This window comes from Citrobacter sp. Ct235, assembly GCF_030332305.1.
Lineage (GTDB): Bacteria > Pseudomonadota > Gammaproteobacteria > Enterobacterales > Enterobacteriaceae > Citrobacter_A > Citrobacter_A telavivensis.
In genome coordinates this window covers 160,925-184,538 of sequence record NZ_JAOWIC010000047.1, presented here as the reverse complement: position 1 = coordinate 184,538, position 23,614 = coordinate 160,925, and the positions used below count along the sequence as shown (strand labels likewise).

General features: G+C 52.8%; 21 protein-coding genes. 11 read left to right on the top strand and 10 right to left on the bottom strand.

What is annotated here, in order from left to right:
• Positions 1 to 59 precede the first annotated feature (59 nt).
• The 6 genes from hupB to bolA form a co-directional block, all read right to left on the bottom strand.
• A complete protein-coding gene (hupB, locus tag OGY35_RS13945) occupies positions 60 to 347 on the bottom strand; it encodes a nucleoid-associated protein HU-beta (RefSeq protein ID WP_152754439.1) in 288 nt (95 codons plus the stop codon).
• Between the two features lie 193 nt (positions 348 to 540).
• Positions 541 to 2,895, bottom strand: coding sequence for an endopeptidase La (gene lon / locus OGY35_RS13940; RefSeq protein WP_286632577.1), 2,355 nt, complete (start codon positions 2,893 to 2,895; stop codon positions 541 to 543).
• Positions 2,896 to 3,079: 184 nt separating this feature from the next.
• A complete protein-coding gene (clpX, locus tag OGY35_RS13935) occupies positions 3,080 to 4,354 on the bottom strand; it encodes an ATP-dependent protease ATP-binding subunit ClpX (RefSeq protein WP_042324505.1) in 1,275 nt (424 codons plus the stop codon).
• 127 nt (positions 4,355 to 4,481) lie between these two features.
• Positions 4,482 to 5,105 (bottom strand): ATP-dependent Clp endopeptidase proteolytic subunit ClpP, encoded by a 624-nt coding sequence (gene clpP, locus OGY35_RS13930; RefSeq protein ID WP_002891804.1) that lies wholly within the window; start codon positions 5,103 to 5,105, stop codon positions 4,482 to 4,484.
• Positions 5,106 to 5,350: 245 nt separating this feature from the next.
• The gene (tig, locus tag OGY35_RS13925; protein WP_152405645.1) at positions 5,351 to 6,649 is read right to left on the bottom strand and encodes a trigger factor; all 1,299 of its coding nucleotides are present in this window, start codon (positions 6,647 to 6,649) and stop codon (positions 5,351 to 5,353) included.
• Positions 6,650 to 6,990: 341 nt separating this feature from the next.
• Positions 6,991 to 7,308, bottom strand: coding sequence for a transcriptional regulator BolA (gene bolA, locus OGY35_RS13920; RefSeq protein ID WP_042324511.1), 318 nt, complete (start codon positions 7,306 to 7,308; stop codon positions 6,991 to 6,993).
• Between the two features lie 307 nt (positions 7,309 to 7,615).
• Here bolA and OGY35_RS13915 point away from each other — a divergent pair, with 307 nt between their 5' ends.
• The 8 genes from OGY35_RS13915 (at position 7,616) to OGY35_RS13880 (ending at position 16,554) form a co-directional block, all read left to right on the top strand.
• Positions 7,616 to 8,194, top strand: coding sequence for a lipoprotein (locus OGY35_RS13915; protein WP_061076642.1), 579 nt, complete (start codon positions 7,616 to 7,618; stop codon positions 8,192 to 8,194).
• 45 nt (positions 8,195 to 8,239) lie between these two features.
• Entirely contained in the window at positions 8,240 to 9,715 is a 1,476-nt protein-coding gene (gene ampG / locus OGY35_RS13910) for a muropeptide MFS transporter AmpG (RefSeq protein WP_286632722.1), read from the top strand.
• A gap of 459 nt (positions 9,716 to 10,174) precedes the next feature.
• The gene (cyoA, locus tag OGY35_RS13905; protein ID WP_152405646.1) at positions 10,175 to 11,122 is read left to right on the top strand and encodes a cytochrome o ubiquinol oxidase subunit II; all 948 of its coding nucleotides are present in this window, start codon (positions 10,175 to 10,177) and stop codon (positions 11,120 to 11,122) included.
• A gap of 19 nt (positions 11,123 to 11,141) precedes the next feature.
• Positions 11,142 to 13,133, top strand: coding sequence for a cytochrome o ubiquinol oxidase subunit I (gene cyoB, locus OGY35_RS13900; RefSeq protein ID WP_286632576.1), 1,992 nt, complete (start codon positions 11,142 to 11,144; stop codon positions 13,131 to 13,133).
• Positions 13,123 to 13,737 carry a cytochrome o ubiquinol oxidase subunit III gene (locus OGY35_RS13895; RefSeq protein ID WP_103776618.1) on the top strand — a complete coding sequence of 205 codons (615 nt, stop codon included), beginning with the start codon at positions 13,123 to 13,125 and terminating at the stop codon, positions 13,735 to 13,737. Before cyoB ends, OGY35_RS13895 begins: the two co-directional genes overlap by 11 nt.
• On the top strand, positions 13,737 to 14,066 hold the full coding sequence (locus OGY35_RS13890; RefSeq protein ID WP_152405648.1) for a cytochrome o ubiquinol oxidase subunit IV: 330 nt from the start codon (positions 13,737 to 13,739) through the stop codon (positions 14,064 to 14,066). Before OGY35_RS13895 ends, OGY35_RS13890 begins: the two co-directional genes overlap by 1 nt.
• An 11-nt stretch (positions 14,067 to 14,077) precedes the next feature.
• Complete coding sequence (gene cyoE, locus OGY35_RS13885; RefSeq protein WP_152405649.1) at positions 14,078 to 14,968, top strand: heme o synthase; 891 nt, start codon at positions 14,078 to 14,080, stop codon at positions 14,966 to 14,968.
• 221 nt (positions 14,969 to 15,189) lie between these two features.
• Positions 15,190 to 16,554, top strand: a complete 1,365-nt coding sequence (locus tag OGY35_RS13880; RefSeq protein WP_286632575.1) for an MFS transporter — start codon at positions 15,190 to 15,192, stop codon at positions 16,552 to 16,554.
• Between the two features lie 44 nt (positions 16,555 to 16,598).
• Here OGY35_RS13880 and OGY35_RS13875 read toward each other — a convergent pair whose 3' ends face one another.
• The gene (locus OGY35_RS13875; RefSeq protein WP_286632574.1) at positions 16,599 to 17,090 is read right to left on the bottom strand and encodes a YajQ family cyclic di-GMP-binding protein; all 492 of its coding nucleotides are present in this window, start codon (positions 17,088 to 17,090) and stop codon (positions 16,599 to 16,601) included.
• Between the two features lie 113 nt (positions 17,091 to 17,203).
• On the opposite strand from OGY35_RS13875, the gene panE reads away from it, so the two are divergent.
• From panE to OGY35_RS13860, 3 genes are read left to right on the top strand one after another with little or no spacing between them, the layout of a single operon-like run.
• Complete coding sequence (panE, locus tag OGY35_RS13870) at positions 17,204 to 18,115, top strand: 2-dehydropantoate 2-reductase (RefSeq protein WP_152405651.1); 912 nt, start codon at positions 17,204 to 17,206, stop codon at positions 18,113 to 18,115.
• On the top strand, positions 18,078 to 18,668 hold the full coding sequence (yajL, locus tag OGY35_RS13865; protein WP_286632573.1) for a protein deglycase YajL: 591 nt from the start codon (positions 18,078 to 18,080) through the stop codon (positions 18,666 to 18,668). Before panE ends, yajL begins: the two co-directional genes overlap by 38 nt.
• 49 nt (positions 18,669 to 18,717) lie before the next feature.
• A complete protein-coding gene (locus tag OGY35_RS13860) occupies positions 18,718 to 19,797 on the top strand; it encodes a hypothetical protein (protein WP_286632572.1) in 1,080 nt (359 codons plus the stop codon).
• Between the two features lie 85 nt (positions 19,798 to 19,882).
• On the opposite strand, the gene OGY35_RS13855 is transcribed toward OGY35_RS13860, so the two are convergent.
• From OGY35_RS13855 to OGY35_RS13845, 3 genes are read right to left on the bottom strand one after another with little or no spacing between them, the layout of a single operon-like run.
• On the bottom strand, positions 19,883 to 20,671 hold the full coding sequence (locus OGY35_RS13855) for a dimethyl sulfoxide reductase anchor subunit family protein (protein ID WP_286632571.1): 789 nt from the start codon (positions 20,669 to 20,671) through the stop codon (positions 19,883 to 19,885).
• Positions 20,672 to 20,681: 10 nt separating this feature from the next.
• Entirely contained in the window at positions 20,682 to 21,227 is a 546-nt protein-coding gene (locus tag OGY35_RS13850) for a 4Fe-4S dicluster domain-containing protein (RefSeq protein ID WP_178825840.1), read from the bottom strand.
• A gap of 5 nt (positions 21,228 to 21,232) precedes the next feature.
• Entirely contained in the window at positions 21,233 to 23,566 is a 2,334-nt protein-coding gene (locus OGY35_RS13845; RefSeq protein WP_286632570.1) for a molybdopterin-containing oxidoreductase family protein, read from the bottom strand.
• Positions 23,567 to 23,614 lie beyond the last annotated feature (48 nt).

Below are 23,614 nucleotides of genomic sequence, written 5' to 3'. Positions count from 1 at the left end.
AAAGGCACATCAGTTGATGCGCCCTTGTACTGAGTCCTGTCCCCGGAAGGGGATCACGCTTAGTTTACTGCGTCTTTCAGTGCTTTACCTGCACGGAAACCAGGTACTTTGGCGGCAGCAATGGCGATCTCTTTACCTGTTTGCGGGTTGCGACCAGTACGGGCAGCACGCTCTTTAACAGCAAAAGTACCAAAACCTACCAGCGCAACGTCATCCCCTTCTTTCAGAGATTCGGTAACAGAAGCAATAATTGCGTCTAACGCACGCCCAGCCGCAGCTTTGGAGATATCAGCCCCTGCAGCAATTTTGTCGATCAGTTGAGATTTATTCACTCTTCTCTTCCTCATTATAATTTATATCGCACCTGAATCCTTCAAAGTACGACCGCGCAGCAGTTATATCAGGCCTGCCATGCCCTTACAACACCCGATAATGATGGCAAGCCCAATCCGTCATCTAAATTAGCTATACAAAAAAAGGCTGGCAAGTACGAAATGGCCTGCCAGCCCTGTTTTTATTAGTGCTCTTTGCGCGAGGTCACTATTTTGCCGTCACAACCTGCATTCCAGAGGGTTCATTTTGCAAAGCGAGGGTCAAAACCTCTTCAATGCGTTTCACCGGATGGATGTCCAAATCGGCAATAACATTGTCCGGAATCTCTTCCAGGTCGCGTTTGTTTTCATCTGGAATTAAGACCGTTTTAATACCACCACGGTGTGCAGCCAGAAGTTTTTCTTTTAACCCACCGATCGGCAGTACCTGACCACGCAGGGTGATCTCACCGGTCATCGCCACATCAGCACGCACCGGGTTGCCGGTCAGACAGGAAACCAGCGCGGTACACATCGCAATACCAGCGCTCGGACCGTCTTTCGGCGTCGCCCCTTCTGGTACGTGAACGTGAATATCGCGTTTTTCGTAAAAGTCCGGATTAATACCCAGTTTTTCCGCGCGCGCGCGTACTACGGTCAGCGCTGCCTGGATGGATTCCTGCATCACTTCACCCAGCGAACCGGTGTAGGTCAGCTTGCCTTTGCCCGGTACGCAGGCGGTTTCGATGGTCAACAGGTCGCCGCCCACCTCCGTCCACGCCAGACCGGTCACCTGGCCGACACGGTTTTCATTATCCGCACGACCATAGTCAAAGCGCTGTACGCCCAGGTAGTCGTGCAGGTTGTCGCCATTGATCACAATGTGTTTCAGTGACTTATCCAGCAGCAACTGCTTAACCGCTTTACGGCACAGTTTGGAGATTTCACGCTCCAGACTACGCACGCCAGCTTCACGGGTGTAGTAACGAATGATGCCGATAATGGCGCTGTCTTCGACCGTCAGTTCACCTTTCTTCAGCGCATTACGTTCGATCTGTTTCGGCAGCAGATGCTGCTTGGCAATGTTCAGCTTCTCGTCTTCGGTATAACCGGACAGACGGATCACTTCCATACGATCCAGCAGCGGTGCCGGAATGTTCATGGAGTTGGAGGTCGCTACAAACATCACGTCGCTGAGATCGTAGTCCACTTCCAGGTAATGATCGCTGAACGCCACGTTCTGCTCAGGATCCAGCACCTCAAGCAGTGCGGATGCCGGATCGCCACGCATGTCAGAAGACATTTTGTCGATCTCATCAAGCAGGAACAGCGGGTTTTTAACGCCCACTTTGGCCATTTTCTGGATCAGTTTACCCGGCATAGAACCGATATACGTCCGACGGTGACCACGAATTTCCGCTTCATCACGCACGCCGCCCAGCGCCATACGGATGTATTTACGCCCGGTCGCTTTAGCGATGGACTGACCCAGAGAGGTTTTACCCACCCCCGGCGGTCCCACCAGGCACAGGATCGGTCCCTTGATTTTGTTTACACGGCTTTGTACCGCGAGATACTCAAGGATGCGGTCTTTCACACGTTCCAGACCGTAATGGTCGGTATCGAGGATTTCCTGCGCCTGACGCAGGTCTTTTTTGACCTTGCTACGCGCATTCCACGGCACCTGTACCATCCAGTCGATATAGCCACGCACGACGGTCGCTTCAGCCGACATCGGAGACATCATTTTCAGCTTCTGTAGTTCAGCTTCGGCTTTCTCTTTCGCCTCTTTCGGCATTTTCGCCGCGTCGATCTTACGCTTCAGCGCTTCGTTTTCGTCCGGCGCGTCGTCCATTTCACCGAGTTCTTTCTGAATCGCCTTCATCTGCTCATTCAGATAGTACTCACGCTGAGATTTCTCCATCTGCTTTTTCACGCGGTTGCGAATACGCTTCTCAACCTGCAACAGATCGATTTCGGACTCCATCATCGCCATCAGATACTCCAGACGCTCGTTCACGTCTGACATTTCCAGCACGGACTGTTTATCCGCTAACTTCAACGGCATATGGGCCGCGATGGTGTCCGCCAGGCGCGCCGGATCGTCGATGCTATTGAGCGACGTCAGCACTTCTGGTGGGATTTTCTTGTTCAGCTTGATATAGCCTTCGAACTGGCTAATAGCCGTCCGTACCAGCACTTCCTGTTCGCGCTCATCAATAGCAGGCGAATCAAGATATTCCGCTTTCGCAGAGAAGTGCTCGCCGTTATCAGACAGCGCAGAAATACGCGCACGCTGTAACCCCTCGACCAGCACTTTGACGGTGCCGTCAGGCAATTTCAGCATCTGCAAAATAGAGGCCACGGTCCCGACGGTGAAAAGATCGTTTACACCCGGCTCATCCGTTGATGCTTCTTTCTGGGCGACCAGCATGATTTTTTTATCATGGTCCATAGCCGCTTCCAGACAACGGATAGATTTTTCCCGCCCTACAAACAAGGGTATGACCATGTGCGGATAAACCACCACATCGCGCAACGGCAATACGGGGATTTCAATGCGTTCAGAACGCTCAGGATTCATAGAGCTCTCTCTTAGTTTAGTGTCCGCCAGGTAATCAGATGGCATAGCTGTGCTTCACGCCACCTTTAACATGTATGTCAGTATATGGGGATGTTTCCCACACATTCAACGCCATGTTTACGGAAAAATAAAAGGGGAGATAAAATCCCCCCTTTCTGATTAACTGATTGTATGAATTGGTTAATTATTCACCAGATGCCTGCTGCGCTTCCGGCTTACCGTAAATCAGTAATGGCTTGCTCTGACCGCCGATCACCGACTCATCAATCACCACTTTTTCGACGTCTTCCATTGAAGGCAGATCGTACATGGTATCCAACAGCGCGGCTTCTACGATGGAACGCAGACCACGGGCACCGGTTTTACGCGCCATCGCTTTGCGGGCAATCGCATCCAGCGCTTCGTCGCGGAATTCCAGGTCAACGCCTTCGAGGTTGAACAACGCCTGATACTGCTTGGTCAGGGCGTTTTTCGGCTCTTTCAGGATCTGGATCAGCGCTTCTTCGCTCAGTTCACTCAGCGTCGCCACGACCGGCAGACGACCGATGAACTCAGGAATCAGACCGAACTTGATCAAATCTTCCGGTTCTACCTGCGAGAGCAGTTCGCCTTCGCTGGCCTTGTCGGATTTCGCTTTCACCGTCGCGCCAAAGCCAATGCCGGAGCCGGTTTCAACACGGTTGGCGATCACTTTATCCAGACCGGCAAATGCGCCGCCACAGATAAACAGGATCTTAGAGGTATCTACCTGCAAGAATTCCTGTTGCGGATGTTTACGTCCACCCTGCGGCGGAACGGCGGCAACCGTCCCTTCGATCAGTTTCAGCAGCGCCTGCTGTACGCCTTCGCCGGAAACGTCACGGGTAATCGACGGGTTGTCAGACTTGCGGGAAATCTTATCAATTTCATCGATATAGACGATACCACGCTGTGCCTTCTGCACATCGTAGTCGCACTTCTGCAACAGTTTCTGAATAATGTTCTCAACGTCTTCACCCACGTAACCCGCTTCGGTCAGCGTGGTGGCATCCGCCATCGTGAACGGGACGTCCAGCAGACGCGCCAGCGTTTCCGCCAACAGCGTTTTACCGGAACCGGTCGGGCCGATCAGCAGAATGTTACTTTTGCCCAATTCGACGCCATTGCTGGTGTCGCCATTGCGCAGACGTTTGTAGTGGTTGTATACCGCGACCGCCAGCACTTTCTTCGCCTGTTCCTGACCAATGACGTAATCGTCAAGGTGGTTACGAATTTCGTGTGGCGTCGGCAGCGCACTGCGTTCACGATGCGGTGCAACTTCCTTAATCTCTTCGCGAATGATGTCGTTACACAAATCGACACATTCATCGCAGATATACACGGATGGACCGGCGATGAGCTTACGCACTTCATGCTGGCTTTTGCCGCAAAAAGAGCAGTACAACAATTTGCCCGAGCCATCTTTGCGTTTATCTGTCATGAGTCAAAACCTCTTCTTTGTTCTTTGTGCCGCACACGACGACGCAAAATGCCATTCTCAGGCGCAACTCGCTTTGTCGCGTTGTGCCGCCCCTGGTAAGTATAGCGGCAGAGTTGCGCCCCGGGCATCAATTACGATGGGTCAAAATCGAGTCGACTAAGCCATACTCAACTGCCTCAGCGGCAGAGAGGAAGCGATCGCGCTCAGTATCACGTTCAATCTGCTCAAGAGATTGACCCGTATGGTGTGCCATAAGTTCGTTCATACGCCCTTTTACTTTCAGGATTTCACGGGCGTGAATTTCAATATCTGTTGCCTGACCCTGGTAACCACCCAACGGCTGGTGAATCATAACGCGGGAGTTCGGCAGGCAGAAACGTTTACCTTTCGCCCCGGCTGTCAGCAAGAACGCGCCCATCGAGGCCGCCTGGCCCATACAGATGGTGCTGACGTCTGGCTTAATAAACTGCATGGTGTCATAAATCGACATGCCTGCGGTGATCACGCCACCCGGAGAGTTAATGTACAGGTAGATATCTTTTTCCGGGTTTTCCGCTTCCAGGAACAGCATCTGCGCCACAATCAGGTTAGCCATATGATCTTCGACCTGGCCGGTCAGAAAAATGACACGTTCCTTAAGTAGACGAGAGTAGATATCAAAAGAGCGCTCACCACGTGAGGTCTGTTCAATGACCATCGGCACCAGCGCCATATGGGGTGCAAAGTTATCTCGTTCGCCGCTGTATGACATTTCCGTCTCCTGGATAAAAAATGAAAAAACCTGCTGTACCGATTGTAACCTTATGGACGGATTATCAGCTAGTCCCTCTGTTATGGGTACGGCATCGCCATAATTCAAGCATAACAATCTTTTGCTTTAACGCTAACACCGAAAAACGCTTTTTCGCACTCTTCCATGCAAAAGTCGTGACAAAAAAAAGACCCGCCACCTGACGGTGACGGGTCTTTGTGCGAATTTCGCGCGATTAAGCGGAATTACGCCTGCTGGTTCATCAGCTCATTGAAGGTCGTGGCTTTTTCAGTCACTTTCGCTTTCGCCAGAACCGCTTCAACAGCCTGTTCTTCCAGAGCGACGTTGCGCATGTTGTCCATCAGCTCTTTATTTTTGCTGTAGAACTCGATCACTTCTTTCGGATCTTCGTAAGCAGAAGCCATCTCTTCGATCAGGCCCTTCACGCGATCTTCATCCGCTTTCAGTTCATTGGTACGAATCACTTCGCCCAGCAGCAAACCAACCACTACGCGACGCTTAGCCTGTTCTTCGAACAGTTCACGCGGCAGTTCCAGAGCTTGTTTCTCGTTACCGCCGAAACGCTGAGCAGCCTGACGACGCAGAACGTCGATTTCGCTGTCGATCAGAGCAGCAGGAACGTCGATGTCGTTCGCTTTCACCAGACCGTCGATGGCCTGAGTTTTAACACGGTTACGCACTGCGCCTTTCAGCTCGCGTTCCATGTTTTTACGCACTTCAGCACGCAGACCGGCAACAGAACCATCTTCAACGCCGAAACGTTTGATGAATTCTTCAGTCAGTTCCGGCAGCTCACGCTCTTCCACTTTCTTCAGGTTAATGGCAAATTTCGCCGCTTTACCTTTCAGGTTTTCAGCGTGGTAGTCTTCCGGGAAGGTCACGTCGATGGTGAACTCTTCGCCTGCTTTGTGACCTTTGATACCGTCTTCAAAGCCCGGGATCATACGACCCTGGCCCATTGCCAGTACGAAATCAGACGCTTTACCGCCTTCGAACTCTTCGCCGTCTACAGAACCGGTAAAGTCGAGGGTGACGCGGTCTTCTGCATCCGCAGCGCCGTCTTTATCTTTCCAGGTCGCCTGCTGCTTACGCAGAGTGTCCAGCATCACGTCAACATCGGCGTCGGTAACGTCAACAACCGGTTTTTCAACTTCGATTGCGTCCAGACCGGTCAGTTCAACTTCCGGATAGACTTCGAATTCAACCGCGTAGGTGAAGTCTTCACCCAGTTTGTATTCGCCCGGAACGTAGTTCGGTGCACCTGCTGGATTGATTTTTTCTTTGATGATGGCATCAACGAAGTTGCGGCTCATCAGGTCACCCAGAACGTCCTGACGAACAGACGCGCCATAACGCTGAGCAACAACATTCATCGGTACTTTGCCTTTACGGAAGCCGTCAATACGTACTTTCTTCGCTACGTTGACCAGCTCGCTTTTAACAGCGGTCTCGATGCTGTCAGCAGCGATAGTAATCGTTACACGGCGGCCAAGGCCTTGAGTGGTTTCAACTGAAACTTGCATCTTGTTACCTCAAAAAATCACAGTGCTCGGTCAACTCTACTCCGCAAGCACAGATTATTAGCTTCGCGGAACCGGGATGTTCTCTTAATCAATCACATTCCCTGTCGTCAGAATCATCCCGAAGACATTCAAATAAGACGCGGCATTATAGCGGCATCACTTTTATGAGTCGAGAACGGTTATTGCGCGTTGCTGCGGCATTTTTCACAATTCCCGGCTATTTTTGCCCTGAAAAGGGTCTGACCAGTGCAAAATTCAGACAAAACAAAACGGCCCGCAGGCCGTTTTCACATAATCTTTAGCAACATACTGGAAAAACGCCAGCGGTTGCAAATGCGTTTTTAAGCGATGCTTCCTGCACCACGACACGGCGGCGACGCAAAGATCGTATCCTGCAATCCTTCCCATTCTTTAATGGTATAGGTATGTAGCGCCAGCGCATGGACCGTTGTGGACAGTTCTGCGGTTAACGTACCGTAGATCATCCGATGACGATTCAAAAAACGCTCGCCGGTAAAGCGATCGCTAACCAGAACGACTTTAAAATGGCTTTCTGAACCAGCCGGGACATTGTGACGATAGCTTTCATCCACGACTTCGAGGAACACGGGTTGGAACGCTGCCCTTAATTTTTCTTCTATTTGCTCACGTATCATCATGATATATCTCCTCAAACGGCGCTGAGATGTCACCCATCCCTTTAAATATTAGCCGCTTTTACCGGTTCCATTACACCATTACAACAAAAATTTAGCCTTCGTCTGATTTTCGCTGTCAAAGCGATGAAGTTTACTGATTCAACCCTTTGGTCGATGGCATAAACCCCAAATTTAATCCCTGTCACCTCATTATTCGGACAACATGATGAATTTACATACGTTACCCACTTCCCCTCGCCGTTGGCGATGTTATGATGGCGGGAATTATTCTCTATCCATATGATTCAGAGTTACTGAGAACACGAACATGCTAAAAAAAATCCTCTTCCCGTTAATCGCGCTTTTCATGCTGGCAGGCTGTGCGACACCGCCAACCACGATTGACGTTTCGCCTAAAATCACGCTTCCGCAGCAGGATCCCAGTCTGATGGGTGTGACCGTCAGCATCAACGGCGCCGATCAGCGTCCGGACCAGGCGCTGGCGAAAGTGACCCGCGACAATCAACTGGTCACGCTGACCGCTTCTCGCGATCTGCGCTTCCTGTTACAAGAAGTACTGGAAAAACAGATGACCTCCCGCGGTTATATGGTAGGCCCGAACGGTGCGGTCAACCTGCAGATTATCGTGAACCAGCTGTATGCCGACGTGTCTCAGGGCAACGTTCGCTACAACATCGCGACCAAAGCGGATATCGCTATCATCGCCACCGCAGCGAATGGCAACAAGATGACCAAAAACTACCGTGCCAGCTATTCTGTTGAAGGGGCTTTCCAGGCCACCAACAAGAATATCGCTAACGCGGTTAACAGCGTCCTGACCGACACTATCGCTGACATGTCTCAGGACACCAGCGTCCACGATTTCATCAAGCAAAACGCGCGTTAATTCCGTCTACTGACCCGGCACCTCGCCGGGTCAGTTTTCATGCCCATGTCCAATCATTACTTACGCATTTTTCAGCAACCGAAATCAGCCATTTTGCTGATGCTAGGCTTTGCCTCCGGTCTGCCGCTCGCACTCACCTCCGGTACGCTTCAGGCGTGGATGACCGTCGAAAATATCGACCTGAAAACCATCGGTTTCTTTTCGCTGGTCGGTCAGGCCTATGTCTTTAAGTTTCTCTGGTCTCCGGTCATGGACCGTTACACGCCGCCCTTTTTAGGCCGTCGGCGCGGATGGTTGCTGACGACACAATGTCTCTTACTGATTTCCATCGCCGCAATGGGCTTTCTGGAGCCGGGAACCCAGCTACGCTGGATGGCAGCGCTGGCGGTAGTGATTGCCTTTTGCTCGGCCTCGCAGGACATCGTGTTTGACGCCTGGAAAACGGACGTCTTAACCGCAGAAGAACGCGGAACCGGTGCGGCAATCAGCGTGCTCGGCTACCGTCTCGGGATGCTGGTGTCCGGCGGGCTGGCGCTGTGGATGGCCGACCGCTGGCTCGGCTGGCAGGGCATGTACTGGCTGATGGCGGCATTTCTGATCCCCTGCATTATTTCCACGCTGCTCGCTCCCGAACCAACTGACACTATTCCGGTGCCGAAAACGCTGGAACAGGCAGTGGCCGCTCCGCTGCGCGATTTCTTTGGTCGCAACAACGCCTGGCTGATTTTGCTGCTCATCATCCTTTATAAGCTGGGTGATGCCTTCGCGATGACCCTGACCACCACCTTTTTGATTCGTGGCGTTGGCTTCGACGCCGGTGAAGTCGGCGTCGTCAATAAAACGCTGGGACTGATTGCCACCATTATTGGCGCGCTGTATGGCGGGGTATTGATGCAACGTTTGACGCTGTTTCGCGCGTTGCTGCTTTTCGGCATCCTGCAGGGCGTCTCTAACACCGGATACTGGCTCCTTTCGGTGACGGACAAACACATGTTCAGCATGGCTGCCGCCGTGTTTTTCGAAAACCTGTGCGGGGGAATGGGCACGTCGGCGTTTGTCGCGCTGCTGATGACGCTGTGTAATAAGTCGTTTTCCGCCACCCAGTTTGCCCTGTTGTCGGCACTTTCTGCCGTGGGGCGCGTCTATGTTGGTCCGGTTGCCGGCTGGTTTGTCGAAGCCCACGGCTGGTCGACATTTTATCTTTTCTCGGTTGTGGCGGCCGTTCCGGGTCTGCTATTGCTGTTGGTGTGTCGGCAAACGCTGGAGTACACGCGACAGAGCGAAAGTTTCCTGCCGCGCACAGAGTTCCGTTCAGCCTACAGTCTGGCATTATGGATCCTGATGACAGGATGTGCGTTGCTCGCCGTCTGGCTGCTGCTCCTGTCGATGAACGCGCTGGACTTTACTAACTTCTCCTTCCTCGCCGGATTACTGGAAATCGCGTTAGCGGTCGCCATTTTGGGCATCGTGTTTGGCGGATTGCTCGACTATCTGGCGCTGCGCAAAACGCGACTGGTGTAAACTGCCGCTCTTATTTAGCCGTTGTAATCACCCTGCGTAATTATATCGGCTAAATAAACAGCAACTGAAAAAATTAATATTTGTTGTTTTGTGCGCAATAGAATCTGGAAATTATTGACGCCTTTTATAGGTTTTATTTTCCTTGATCGATTCAGCCTGAACACATTTATATTTTGTATTTATTTTGTCTCTTTATTGATAATCAGTTGTTAAGCAATTGTTTTATTTTCGCATTGGTTATACCAATTGCCCTCCTGTCACCTCCCTGAAGTCTCCTTTCGTTATAACGTGATGTTGCAACAGGTTCTTAATGCAGCAGCGACATATCTTGCAACATATGTGACACGGGCGGCAGAACCCGGTAACACAGATCCAATGATGTTTACAGTAATGTAACCTTCCCGTAAAATGCCCACACACTTTAAACGCCACCAGGTCCCGTGGAATTGAGGTCGTTAAATGAGACTCAGGAAATACAATAAAAGTTTGGGATGGATGTCATTAATTGCAGGCACTGCATTACTCAGTGGCTGTAATTCTGCGCTGTTAGATCCCAAAGGACAGATTGGACTGGAGCAACGTTCACTGATACTGACGGCATTTGGCCTGATGTTGATCGTCGTTATTCCTGCAATCTTGATGGCTGTAGGTTTTGCCTGGAAGTACCGTGCAAGCAATAAAGATGCGAAGTATAGCCCGAACTGGTCACACTCCAATAAAGTGGAAGCTGTGGTCTGGACGGTGCCTATCTTAATCATTATTTTCCTTGCGGTGTTGACCTGGAAAACCACTCACGCTCTTGAGCCAAGCAAGCCGCTGGCGCATGACGAGAAGCCCATTACCATCGAAGTGGTTTCCATGGACTGGAAATGGTTCTTCATCTACCCGGAACAGGGCATTGCTACCGTGAATGAAATCGCCTTCCCGGCGAACACTCCGGTTTACTTCAAAGTGACCTCCAACTCCGTGATGAACTCCTTCTTCATCCCGCGTCTGGGTAGCCAGATTTATGCCATGGCCGGTATGCAGACTCGACTGCACCTGATCGCCAATGAAGCCGGTACCTATGATGGTATCTCCGCAAGCTATAGCGGACCTGGCTTCTCCGGTATGAAATTCAAGGCTATCGCTACACAGGACCGCGCCGCATTCGACCAATGGGTTGCTAAAGCGAAACAGTCACCGAACACCATGAGCGACATGGCTGCGTTCGAGAAAGTGGCTGCGCCAAGCGAATACAACCAGGTGGAATACTTCTCCAACGTGAAACCCGATTTGTTTAAAGACGTTATTAACAAATTTATGGCTCACGGTAAGAGCATGGACATGACCCAACCCGAAGGTGAGCACAACGCACACGAAGGCATGGAAGGCATGGACATGAGCCACGCGGAATCCGCTCACTAAGGGGCCGAGGAAGAATACGATGTTCGGAAAATTGACGCTGGATGCAGTGCCGTTCCATGAACCCATTGTCATGGTTACGATCGCTGCCATTATCATCGGTGGTGCGGCCTTACTGGGCCTAATCACTTACTTCGGTAAGTGGACCTACCTGTGGAAAGAGTGGCTGACTTCGGTTGACCACAAACGCCTTGGCATCATGTATGTCATCGTCGCAATCGTCATGTTGATTCGTGGCTTTGCCGACGCCATCATGATGCGTAGCCAGCAGGCGCTGGCTTCTGCAGGTGAAGCGGGCTTCTTGCCACCTCACCATTACGACCAGATCTTCACGGCTCACGGCGTGATCATGATCTTCTTCGTGGCAATGCCGTTCGTTATCGGTCTGATGAACCTGGTGGTTCCGCTGCAGATCGGCGCACGTGACGTTGCGTTCCCATTCCTGAACAACCTGAGCTTCTGGTTCACCGTTGTCGGCGTAATCCTGGTTAACCTGTCTCTGGGCGTGGGTGAATTCGCACAGACCGGTTGGCTGGCCTATCCGCCGCTCTCGGGAATAGAGTACAGTCCCAGCGTCGGGGTCGATTATTGGATATGGGCAGTCCAGCTATCCGGTATTGGTACAACGCTGACCGGTATCAACTTCTTTGTGACCATCATTAAGATGCGTGCGCCAGGAATGACCATGTTCAAGATGCCGGTATTCAGCTGGGCATCTCTGTGCGCGAACATCCTGATTATCGCTTCTTTCCCAATCCTGACGGTTACCGTCGCGTTGCTGACCCTCGATCGCTATCTGGGTACCCATTTCTTTACCAACGATATGGGCGGCAACATGATGATGTACATCAACCTGATTTGGGCCTGGGGCCATCCGGAAGTGTACATTCTGGTTCTGCCGGTCTTCGGGGTGTTCTCCGAAATCGCGGCAACCTTCTCACGTAAACGTCTGTTTGGTTACACCTCGCTGGTGTGGGCAACCGTGTGTATCACCGTTCTGTCGTTCGTTGTTTGGCTGCACCACTTCTTCACCATGGGTGCAGGCGCTAACGTAAACGCCTTCTTCGGTATTACCACCATGATTATCGCCATCCCGACCGGGGTGAAGATCTTCAACTGGCTGTTCACCATGTATCAGGGCCGTATCGTATTCCACTCAGCAATGCTGTGGACGATTGGCTTTATCGTGACCTTCTCAGTCGGCGGTATGACCGGCGTACTGTTGGCGGTTCCGGGTGCGGACTTCGTACTGCACAACAGTCTGTTCCTGATTGCGCACTTCCATAACGTTATCATCGGCGGCGTCGTATTTGGTTGCTTCGCAGGTATGACCTACTGGTGGCCAAAAGCGTTTGGCTTCACGCTGAACGAAACCTGGGGTAAACGCGCATTCTGGTTCTGGATCATCGGCTTCTTCGTGGCATTTATGCCGCTGTACGTGCTGGGCTTTATGGGTATGACACGTCGTCTCAGCCAGCAGATTGACCCTCAGTTCCATCCAATGCTGGTCGTTGCCGCCTGCGGTGCCGCGCTGATTGCACTGGGTATCCTGTGCCAGCTGATTCAGATCTACGTCTCTATTCGCGACCGCGAGCAGAACCGTGACCTGACCGGTGACCCATGGGGTGGTCGTACGCTGGAGTGGGCAACCTCTTCTCCACCGCCGTTCTACAACTTTGCCATTGTGCCGCACGTTCACGAGCGTGATGCCTTCTGGGAAATGAAAGAAAAAGGTGAAGCGTACAAGCAGCCTGCGCACTATGAAGAAATTCATATGCCGAAGAACAGCGGTGCCGGTATCGTCATTACCGCCTTCGCAACACTGTTTGGTTTCGCCATGATCTGGCATATCTGGTGGCTGGCGATTGCAAGCTTCGCAGGCATGATCATCAGCTGGATTGTGAAAAGCTTTGACGAGGACGTGGACTACTACGTACCAGTCCCGGAAGTCGAAAAACTGGAAAACCAGCATTTCGATGAGATTTCTAAGGCAGGGCTGAAAAATGGCAACTGATACTTTAGCGCACGCGACTGCCCACGCGCACGAACACGGGCACCACGACGCAGGCCAGACCAAAATCTTCGGATTTTGGATCTACCTGATGAGCGACTGCATTCTGTTCTCTATTCTGTTTGCAACCTATGCCGTTCTGGTGAACGGCACCGCAGGTGGCCCGACAGGTAAGGACATTTTTGAACTGCCGTTCGTTCTGGTTGAAACATTCCTGCTGTTGTTCAGCTCCATCACCTACGGCATGGCGGCGATCGCCATGCACAAGAACAACAAAAGCCAGGTGGTTTCCTGGCTGGCGTTGACCTTCTTGTTCGGTGCCGGATTCATCGGGATGGAAATCTATGAATTCCATCACCTGATTGTTAACGGTATGGGTCCGGATCGCAGCGGCTTCCTGTCAGCGTTCTTTGCGCTGGTCGGCACCCACGGTCTGCACGTGACTTCCGGTCTTATCTGGATGGCCGTGCTGATGGTGCAAGTCGCCCGTCGCGGCCTGACCAGCACCAACCGTACCCGCATCATGTGCCTGAGCCTGTTCTGGCACTTCCTGGATGTGGTGTGGATCTGTGTGTTCACTGTTGTTTATCTGATGGGGGCGATGTAATGAGTCATTCTAACGTGAACAGCGGCGCGTCCCATGGCAGCGTAAAAACCTACATGACAGGGTTTATCCTGTCGATCATCCTGACGGTCATTCCGTTCTGGATGGTGATGACGGGTGCTGCCTCTCCGGCCGTAATTCTGGGGACTATCCTGGCAATGGCAGTGGTGCAGATTCTGGTGCATCTGGTGTGCTTCCTGCACATGAATAGCAAATCTGATGAAGGTTGGAACATGACGGCCTTTGTCTTTACCGTGCTGATCATCGCCATCCTGGTTGTCGGTTCCATCTGGATCATGTGGAACCTCAACTACAATATGATGATGCACTAAGAGCGGCGGTTATGATGTTTAAGCAATACCTGCAAGTAACGAAACCAGGCATCATCTTTGGCAACCTGATCTCGGTGATCGGGGGATTCCTGCTGGCCTCGAAGGGCAGCATCGACTATCCCCTGTTCATCTACACGTTGGTCGGAGTGTCACTGGTTGTGGCGTCGGGTTGTGTATTTAACAACTACATCGACAGGGATATCGACAGAAAGATGGAAAGGACCAAAAACCGCGTACTGGTTAAAGGTCTGATTTCCCCTGCGGTCTCGCTGGTGTACGCCACCCTGCTGGGTATTGCTGGCTTCATGCTGCTGTGGTTTGGCGCGAATCCTCTGGCCTGCTGGCTGGGCGTGATGGGCTTTGTGGTTTATGTGGGCGTTTACAGCCTGTATATGAAGCGCCACTCGGTCTACGGGACGCTGATCGGCTCTCTCTCCGGCGCGGCGCCGCCGGTGATCGGCTACTGCGCGGTAACCGGTGAGTTCGACAGCGGCGCGCTGATTCTGCTGGCGATTTTCAGCCTGTGGCAGATGCCGCACTCTTATGCCATCGCGATTTTCCGCTTTAAGGATTATCAGGCGGCTAACATCCCGGTTCTGCCGGTGGTGAAAGGCATTTCGGTCGCGAAGAACCACATCACGCTGTACATCGTGGCATTTGCTATCGCCACCCTGATGCTAACTCTGGGCGGCTATGCAGGTTATAAATACCTGATTGTTGCTGCGGCGGTGAGCGTCTGGTGGTTGGGCATGGCGCTGCGCGGTTATAAAGTGGAAGATGACAGAGTCTGGGCGCGCAAACTGTTCGGTTTCTCCATCATCGCCATTACCGCGCTCTCCGTGATGATGTCCGTCGACTTTATGGTGCCGGATTCGCACAATCTGCTGACCTACGTCTGGTAAGTTAATCGTCACATCTTCTATGCCGGATGGCGGCTGACGCCTTATCCGGCCTACAAAAAAGCATATTGCTAGTAGGCCGGATAAGATACGTTAGTATCGTCATCCGGCATTTTCGTCTCTAGCCGACGCCACTCACAACCCCAACATTTGTTAATAAAGCGCATATTTACCCCGCCTGCTTAGCGCTTTACACTAGGCGCGAAATTGAGACAGAGGTGGGAATGAGCGATTATAAAATGACGCCGGGTGAGTTGCGCGCCACCTGGGGTTTAGGGACCGTATTTTCTTTGCGCATGCTTGGCATGTTTATGGTCCTGCCGGTTCTGACCACATACGGCATGGCGCTACAGGGTGCCAGCGAAGCCTTAATTGGCCTCGCCATCGGTATCTATGGTCTGGCGCAGGCCATTTTTCAGATCCCTTTTGGGCTACTCTCCGACCGCATCGGTCGCAAACCGCTGATTGTCGGCGGACTTGCCGTGTTTATCCTCGGCAGCATCATTGCCGCGCTGTCGGACTCCATCTGGGGCATTATTCTTGGCCGTGCCTTACAGGGGTCGGGCGCGATTGCCGCCGCGGTGATGGCGCTACTGTCTGACTTAACCCGCGAACAAAACCGCACGAAGGCGATGGCGTTTATTGGTGTGAGCTTTGGCATTACCTTCGCGATAGCGATGGTGCTCGGGCCGATAATCACCCACGCCCTGGGGCTCAACGCCCTCTTCTGGATGATTGCCGTTCTGGCAACGGCAGGGATCGTCCTGACGCTGTGGGTCGTGCCTGACAGTGCCAACCACGTGCTCAATCGCGAATCGGGAATGGTCAAAGGCAGTTTCAGTAAGGTACTGGCGGAACCGAAACTGCTGAAGCTCAACTTCGGCATCATGTGTCTGCACATTTTGCTGATGTCCACCTTCGTTGCCCTGCCCGGCCAACTGGCTGATGCCGGTCTGCCTGCGGCAGAACACTGGAAAGTGTATCTGGTGACCATGCTGATTTCGTTTGGCTCGGTCGTCCCGTTCATTATCTACGCCGAAGTGAAGCGCCGGATGAAACGGGTGTTCCTGTTCTGTGTGGCGCTGATTGTGATTGCCGAGATTGTTCTCTGGGGCGCGGGCGCCCATTTCTGGGAACTGATTATCGGCATGCAACTGTTCTTCCTCGCCTTCAACCTGATGGAAGCGCTCCTCCCATCGCTAATCAGCAAAGAGTCGCCGGCGGGTTACAAAGGGACGGCCATGGGCGTTTATTCCACCAGCCAGTTCCTCGGCGTCGCGTTGGGGGGATCGCTGGGCGGCTGGGTTGACGGAATGTTTGACGGGCAAACCGTTTTTCTTGCCAGCGCGTTTTTAGCCGTTGTCTGGCTCGCCGTCGCCAGCACCATGAAAGAACCGCCCTATGTCAGCAGCCTGCGGGTGGTCATTCCGCCGGAGATTGCGGCCGATGACGTGCTGAAACAGCGTTTGCTGGCAACAAAAGGCGTCAGTGAAGTGTTGATTGCACAACAGGAACATTCCGCTTACGTGAAGATCGACAGCAAACTGACCAACCGCTTTGAGGTTGAGCAGGCCATCAGTCAGGCGTAAAGACGTAAAAAGAAAAACGGTCCGGAAAACCGGACCGTGAAAGATTAATCGCGGAAGTTTTTAAACTGGAACGGCTGCCCCAAATCGCCACCGCGTACCAGCGCCATTACGGACTGGAGGTCATCACGGGATTTCCCGGTCACGCGAATCTCTTCGCCCTGAATCTGTGCCTGCACCTTCAGCTTGCTGTCTTTAATCAGCTTAACAATTTTCTTCTGAACCGCACTCTCAATGCCCTGCTTCAGTTTCGCTTCCACAAACCAGGTTTTCCCGCTGTGAACGAACTCTTCTGGCACATCGAGTGACGTCCCTTCAATACCACGTTTAAGCAGCTTGGCACGCAGAATGTCCAGCAACTGGTTGACCTGGAAATCGGATTCGCTCAGCACTTTGATCGTTTTATTGGCATCGTTGAGCTCAAATGTCGCTTCAACGCCGCGAAAATCAAAGCGTGACTCAACTTCACGAATGGCGTTATCTACGCCGTTACGCGCTTCCTGAAGATTAACTTCAGAAACAATATCGAAAGATGGCATCTTTTCCTCTCCCTTCATTTTTGATGCGAAGCATAATACCTGCAAAGTCTCTCAACAGACAGCGCTATACTATGTTAGCAAACACCTGGTGCTGTTGCGGGTGAGGAGGAAGAATGAAAATTACCGTACTGGGATGCGGAGCCTTAGGGCAATTATGGCTTTCAGCACTGTGCAAACAGGGACATGATGTACAGGGTTGGCTACGCGTGCCGCAACCCTATTGCAGTGTGAATGTGATTGAGACGGATGGATCGATATTTAACGAATCCCTGACGGCAAACGATCCGGAGTTTTTAGCCACCAGCGATCTGCTGCTGGTAACGCTGAAAGCGTGGCAGGTTTCCGACGCGGTCAAAGCGCTGGCGTCGACGCTGCCGGAAACAACCCCGATCCTGTTGATTCATAACGGTATGGGAACGATTGAAGAACTGCGAAATATCCACCAACCGCTGCTGATGGGGACAACCACCCACGCCGCACGTCGTGATGGCAACGTCATTATCCATGTTGCGAACGGCACCACGCGTATTGGCCCGGCGCGCGAGCAGGATGGCGATTTCAGCTACCTTGCCGATCTCTTGCAATGCGTACTGCCCGACGTCGCCTGGCATAACAACATTCGCGCCGAAATGTGGCGCAAGCTGGCGGTGAACTGCGTGATCAATCCCCTGACCGCGCTGTGGAACTGCCCGAATGGCGAATTGCGTAACCATCCTGACGAGGTGAATCTGATTTGCCAGGAGGTTGCGGCGGTCATTGAGCGCGAAGGTCACCATACATCGGTCGACGATTTACGTTATTATGTTGAGCAAGTCATTGACAGTACGGCGGAAAATATCTCATCCATGTTGCAGGACATTCAGGCTCTGCGTCATACCGAGATAGACTACATTACCGGATACCTGCTGAAACGCGCCCGTGCCCACGGGATTGCGGTGCCGGAAAACAGCCGTCTGTTTGAGTTAGTAAAGCGAAAGGAGAGTGAGTATGAGCGCTCAGGCACTGGTATGCCTCGCCCCTGGTAGTGAAGAGACCGAAGCGGTCACCACTATCGATCTGCTGGTTCGTGGCGGAATTAACGTAACCACCGCGAGCGTTGCCAGCGACGGCAGTCTGACTATCGTCTGCTCGCGCGGTGTAAAACTGTTGGCGGATGCGCCGCTGGTTGCCGTGGCCGATGGTGACTACGACATCATCATCTTGCCGGGCGGTATTAAAGGCGCCGAGTGTTTTCGCGACAGCACGCTGCTGGTCGAAACCGTTAAGCAGTTTCACCGTTCCGGACGGATTGTCGCTGCCATTTGCGCGGCTGCCGCCACCGTACTCATTCCGCACAACATTTTCCCGATCGGCAACATGACGGGCTTTCCGGCGCTAAAAGACAAAATTCCCGCTGAACAGTGGCAGGATAAACGCGTGGTGTGGGACCCGCGGGTGAAGTTGCTCACCAGTCAGGCCCCGGGCACCTCAATCGATTTTGGTTTAAAGATTATCGACCTGTTGGTTGGGCGCGAGAAAGCCCATGAAGTTGCGTCACAACTGGTGATGGCGGCAGGCATTTATAATTACTACGAGTAATTTCAAGGCCACTCCAGCGGCCGACTTAATCTTAATAAAGGAATAACAGATGAAGGGATGTCTGACCGGAGTGGCGTTATGGTTATTTTCTGGCTGTGTGATGGGGACGCAGTTAGACATTAAGAACCTTAGCTTCAACTATCCTGAGAGCACGGAAATTCAGTATCGTCTCCCCTGGTTTACCTCAGCGGATAACCCACAAGCCGCAAAACGCATCAACGATTTTATCTTCTCCCGTTTTCTGAACCAGTTGCCGGGTAACGATCCGCAGGCCACGTTGAATAAACTGGCAAAAAGCGGCATTGATGCCACCGCCAATCTGGACTACTCCGTCGAATACCGTGACAGCAAAATACTGACATTAAACCTTTTTGTAGAAGGCTGCGGCGCCTATTGCGAGTCTTACAATGTTCCACTGAGCTTCGATTTAGCGAGCGGCGCGAATATCACCCTCGACGATCTGTTTTCCCCGGCCACCATTGCCCAGTTAAACACCCGCGTCAGAAAAGATATTCGCTCCCAGATAACCACCTTTGTTGATAAGCATAAGTCCGAGTCGGCAGAGCAAATCAAAGCGGAAAAAGGTGAAGATTTTAATTACGAAGAGTTCTATGCCTCATGCGCGACGTATGAGGGCGGGCTGTACTATGTTGATAATTTCTCGCTTCAGAAAGGCGATCTCGTCTTCATTAATGGACGTTGCAGCAACCATGCAAGCCGCGCACTGGATGAGCTCGGTGATTTCACGACGAAAATCACCGCCGCAACGTTACACGACCAACTCACTCCCTACGGGAAGTCACTGATTTCCCCTAACAGCGAAAAGCCCCTCTCCCCTGCCCCCTCGCTTAACGGCAAGTTAGTCTACGGCACGTTGGGGAAAAGTATGCGCATCGTGATGAATATCACCTGTAATGAAGCATCGGCCAGCGGAGCCTACTTTTATGAAAAATACGGCTCACCTATCGAACTTACCGGTAAATGCGGCACGGAGAATCACCCGCACTATGAGTTGAGAACGAGCGTTTCTGCTGAAACCGAAGAGAAGATCACGCTGGATTTAAACGATGGCGTCTATCAGGGTGTCTGGGAATCGAACGGGAAAACGCTCCCCATTCGCTTTGAATAACAGTGTCAGATTGCCGGATGGCGGCGTAGTACTTCGTCATCCGGCCTGCAAAACACGGGGTTTGAAGAGGGAAAAACATACCCGCTTAGAACCATGGCGCTCCGCTCATGACATTACTGTAAAACAGCATTCTGCCCGCCAGTTCTCCCGTGATGATTAATATCACCCATACCCAACTGCGCATCCCGCGGTTCAGATGCGATATCCCCCACACCGCGACGCACACGCTGGCGAACAGTTGCCACCAGAGCAGAGGACTGGAAGCATCGGCACCCGAGACCTGATAGCGGAGAACCAGCGCACCGGCGCTCAACGCAATACCCACCACAATGCCCGCGTTACAGATCGTTGAGGATGGCAGATGCCAGCAAGCTCTGGCGACGGCGACGCTCATAAATCCCGTCAGAAACGCCGTACCCAGAAAAGCGACAGGCGTCGCGACGTTGTGCCAGAGCGGGTGTAGCGGCATCTGGTAATACACCTGAGATGTCACCAGAATGGTGCCCAGCCCCACCAGCGCCGTTACCCCACCCAGCAGTATCACCCCGCGCTGTACGGGTTTGAACCGACACAACAATAGCCAACAAAACATCACGCCATTAAGCACGATAAACGCGACCACTTCCCGGCTGAGCCAGGAGTTCCCCAGCCCGGCAAGGGAGCGGTAAGCGCCTTCAGGCGATCCCAGATGCGCCAGCGACGCACAAGAGCCCAGCACGGTGATGACCCAGAACCGCAGCGCCAGCATACGGTACTGCACGGCACTGAACTTCCGCTTACGACCAGACTGACACACGGTAAGCGCCAGCACGCCGCCAATACCCCACTGGGCGAAGACGGTAAAGAAGACCAATGGCAATTCATAGTGTTCCATTTCGTTCCCCTCAATCCCGCGGCGGAATAATGACAATATTAGGCTGGCTGATCGTGTGATCGGGCAGGTTGTAGCGTTTTTCCAGCACCGCCCACTGCGTCGTATGTTCCTGACGCAGCTCAGCTATCTCGCCAAAACGTAATACGCCTGCCGGACAGGACTCCACGCAGCGCGGCTGCAATCCTTCATCAAGACGTTCAGCGCACAGATTGCACTTACTGGTTTTCCCCTCGGCGGGATCGTACACCGGGGCGCTCCACGGACAGGCCATAATGCACATCCGACAGCCAATGCAGCGATCGTGATCCTGAACGACGATGCCGTCCGCGCGTTTGCTATACGTTCCCGCCGGGCAGACTTTCATGCACTGTGGGTCATCACAGTGGTTGCACGACATGCTGATGAAGGCCTGCGTGTTGGGCTCATCCGTATGACGTTCGCGTACCCGACGCCAGAGCACGCCCGTCGGCGTCATGTTTTCTGATTTGCAGGCCATGCTACAGGTTTTGCAGCCATAGCAATTTTGCATATCAATAAGAAATCCATACTGTTTCATCGTAATTAAGCCTCCCTTCTCACATCCACCAGCGTACTGTTACAGCAGTGTCCATTCCCCAGCACCTCCACCTGATCGTTAGTGACATGGCTACTGCTTCCTCCCTGCTGTTCCCACCAGCCGTTATCCAGACTCACCACCCCGCGTTTAATATGGGTAGTCACGTCGGCAATCGCCCGATGCTGGCCGCGATGATTGAACACCACGACCCATTCTCCTGGCTGAATCTGTCGCTGGCGGGCATCTTCCGGGTGGATCATCACGTTCGGACGGTTACGCTGAACCTCAAGGATCCATTCGTTCATGCCATGGCTGGAGTGCACGCTGCGCGCCAGTTTGCGCTGCACCGCCATTAACGGATAGGTCTGCGCCAGTTCAGGCGAGCCTTTGACCGACTCTTTCACCTGCTTCCAGGTCACCACCGGCGGGAACGCTTTTTTGCTCCACTCCTCGATGTACAGGTGCGCTTTGCCGGTCGACGTGAGGAACTTACCGTCTTTAAACGGGATCCAGTCATCCTCGACAGGACATACCGGCCCCTTTTTCAGCATGTCGCGGGTGATGCCTGAACCTTTCAGACAGGTGTCGATATAGTGCTCAATCGGCTGATTAAAGACCTCGCCAAAACCAAAGCGCTCGGCCAGACGGGCAAAAATCCAGTAATCGGGTTTGGCTTCTCCCGGCGGTTCCACCGCTTTTTCCATCAGTTGCACATAGTGGCTGCGCACGCCCGCCATAAGGCTGACATCCTCAAAAATGGTCGTGACGGGAAGCACCAGATCGGCATACAGCACGGACGAGCTCATCAGGTTGTCAGCAACCACCACAAAGGGCACTTTTTTAAAAGCCTCTCTGACCTGGTTGGTATTGGGCAACTGGGTCATCGCGCCCAGCGTCATGTTCCACCAGAACTTAATGGAATGCGGTTTTTCGTGAGCGACCCAGTCGCCGATTTTGGCAATCGGAATGGGTGGGATTTTGGCAACATTCGGCGCGGGAGGAACAATGGGCGAGAATTTTGCCATCTGTCTGACGCCGCCAGCATCGCAAACGCCAGCCCCGGCTTTGCCAATATTGCCGGTGATCAGCGCCAGATAGAACTGGCTCGCGGCAACGTAAGTACCAAATTCGGTTCTCTGTGCCCCGGACATGTTCTGCACAATCATCGCCGGTTGTGTTGAGGCGTAATCTCGCGCCAGACGCAGCACCGTCTGCGCGGGCACGTCGGTCTCTTCCTCCACCTTCTGCGCCGTCCAGGGTTTTGCCTGCACCCAGACGTTATCCAGCACGGTAGTGAACTCGCTGTTGGCGGGCAACTCATCACCGAGCAGTGCCGGTATCACGCCGGGGGCATCATGCCGTTTCAGGGTCTGGCTTTGGGTATCAAACACCAGGTAACTGTCCGCGTCCTTAGGATCGGCCCGCATCAGTTGCTGCTGTGAATCCACCAGGTAGACCGCCCCGGTATGCGCCCGCAGGAAATCGGCGTCATAGCGTTTTTCCTGCATGATAATGTTGATCATCCCTAGCGCCAGAGCAATGTCGGTGCCGGGTACGATCGGCACCCACTCGTCGGCTTTGGCCGCCGTTTCGTTAAACCGCGGGTCGATCACCACCAGTCGTGCGCCGTTTCTCTGCGCCTGCGAATAGTTTTTAAAATAGGCATGCATAGTGACTGCCGGATTATTCCCCCAGCAGAGGATGTAGCGACTGTCCGCAATGGTGTCGCGGGTATCGGCATAGCGCAGACCAACCATCGGCATCATGGCAGCGGTCACCGCCGCGCAGCATAGCGAACCTGCGGTTTTGGTACTGCCGCCGAGATAATCGAAGAAGGCTTTGCCCATATCATTCTTGATGGAGTCCATGTTCCCCGACGCAGCGGTGAGCAGTAAGCCTTTATTCCCCTCAGTGGCAATGGTTTCCCGGATGTTCTTTTCAATGAGATCGAGTGCTGCGTCCCAACTAATCGGCTGAAATTTCCCCTCGCCTTTTTCCCCTATGCGCAGCAGCGGTTGCGTCAGGCGTAACGGGTGATAGACCCATTTGGTGCGGCTAATTCCCCGCAAACAGCACTTCACATTGAAGCCCTTCGTCGCTTCAATTTTCATTAAGCGGTCTTTCCAGACGTACGCCGTCAGGTTGCAGTGCAGACACTCCATTGCGCAGGTCGAGCGAAACGTCTGGTAATCCGTTTGCTTAAGACGAACCCGGGGCAACGGTGAACCGTTGGCCTGGCGGAGCGTCAGAAACGTTGGCAGCAGTGACGACAGCCCTACTACGCCGAGCCCTTTTAGCAGGGTTCTTCTTTTTAAATGAATATTGCTCAATGCGTCCATGTTCTTGCCTCTAAAAAAGTTCATTATTAGTTAACCCGGGTTCACCAA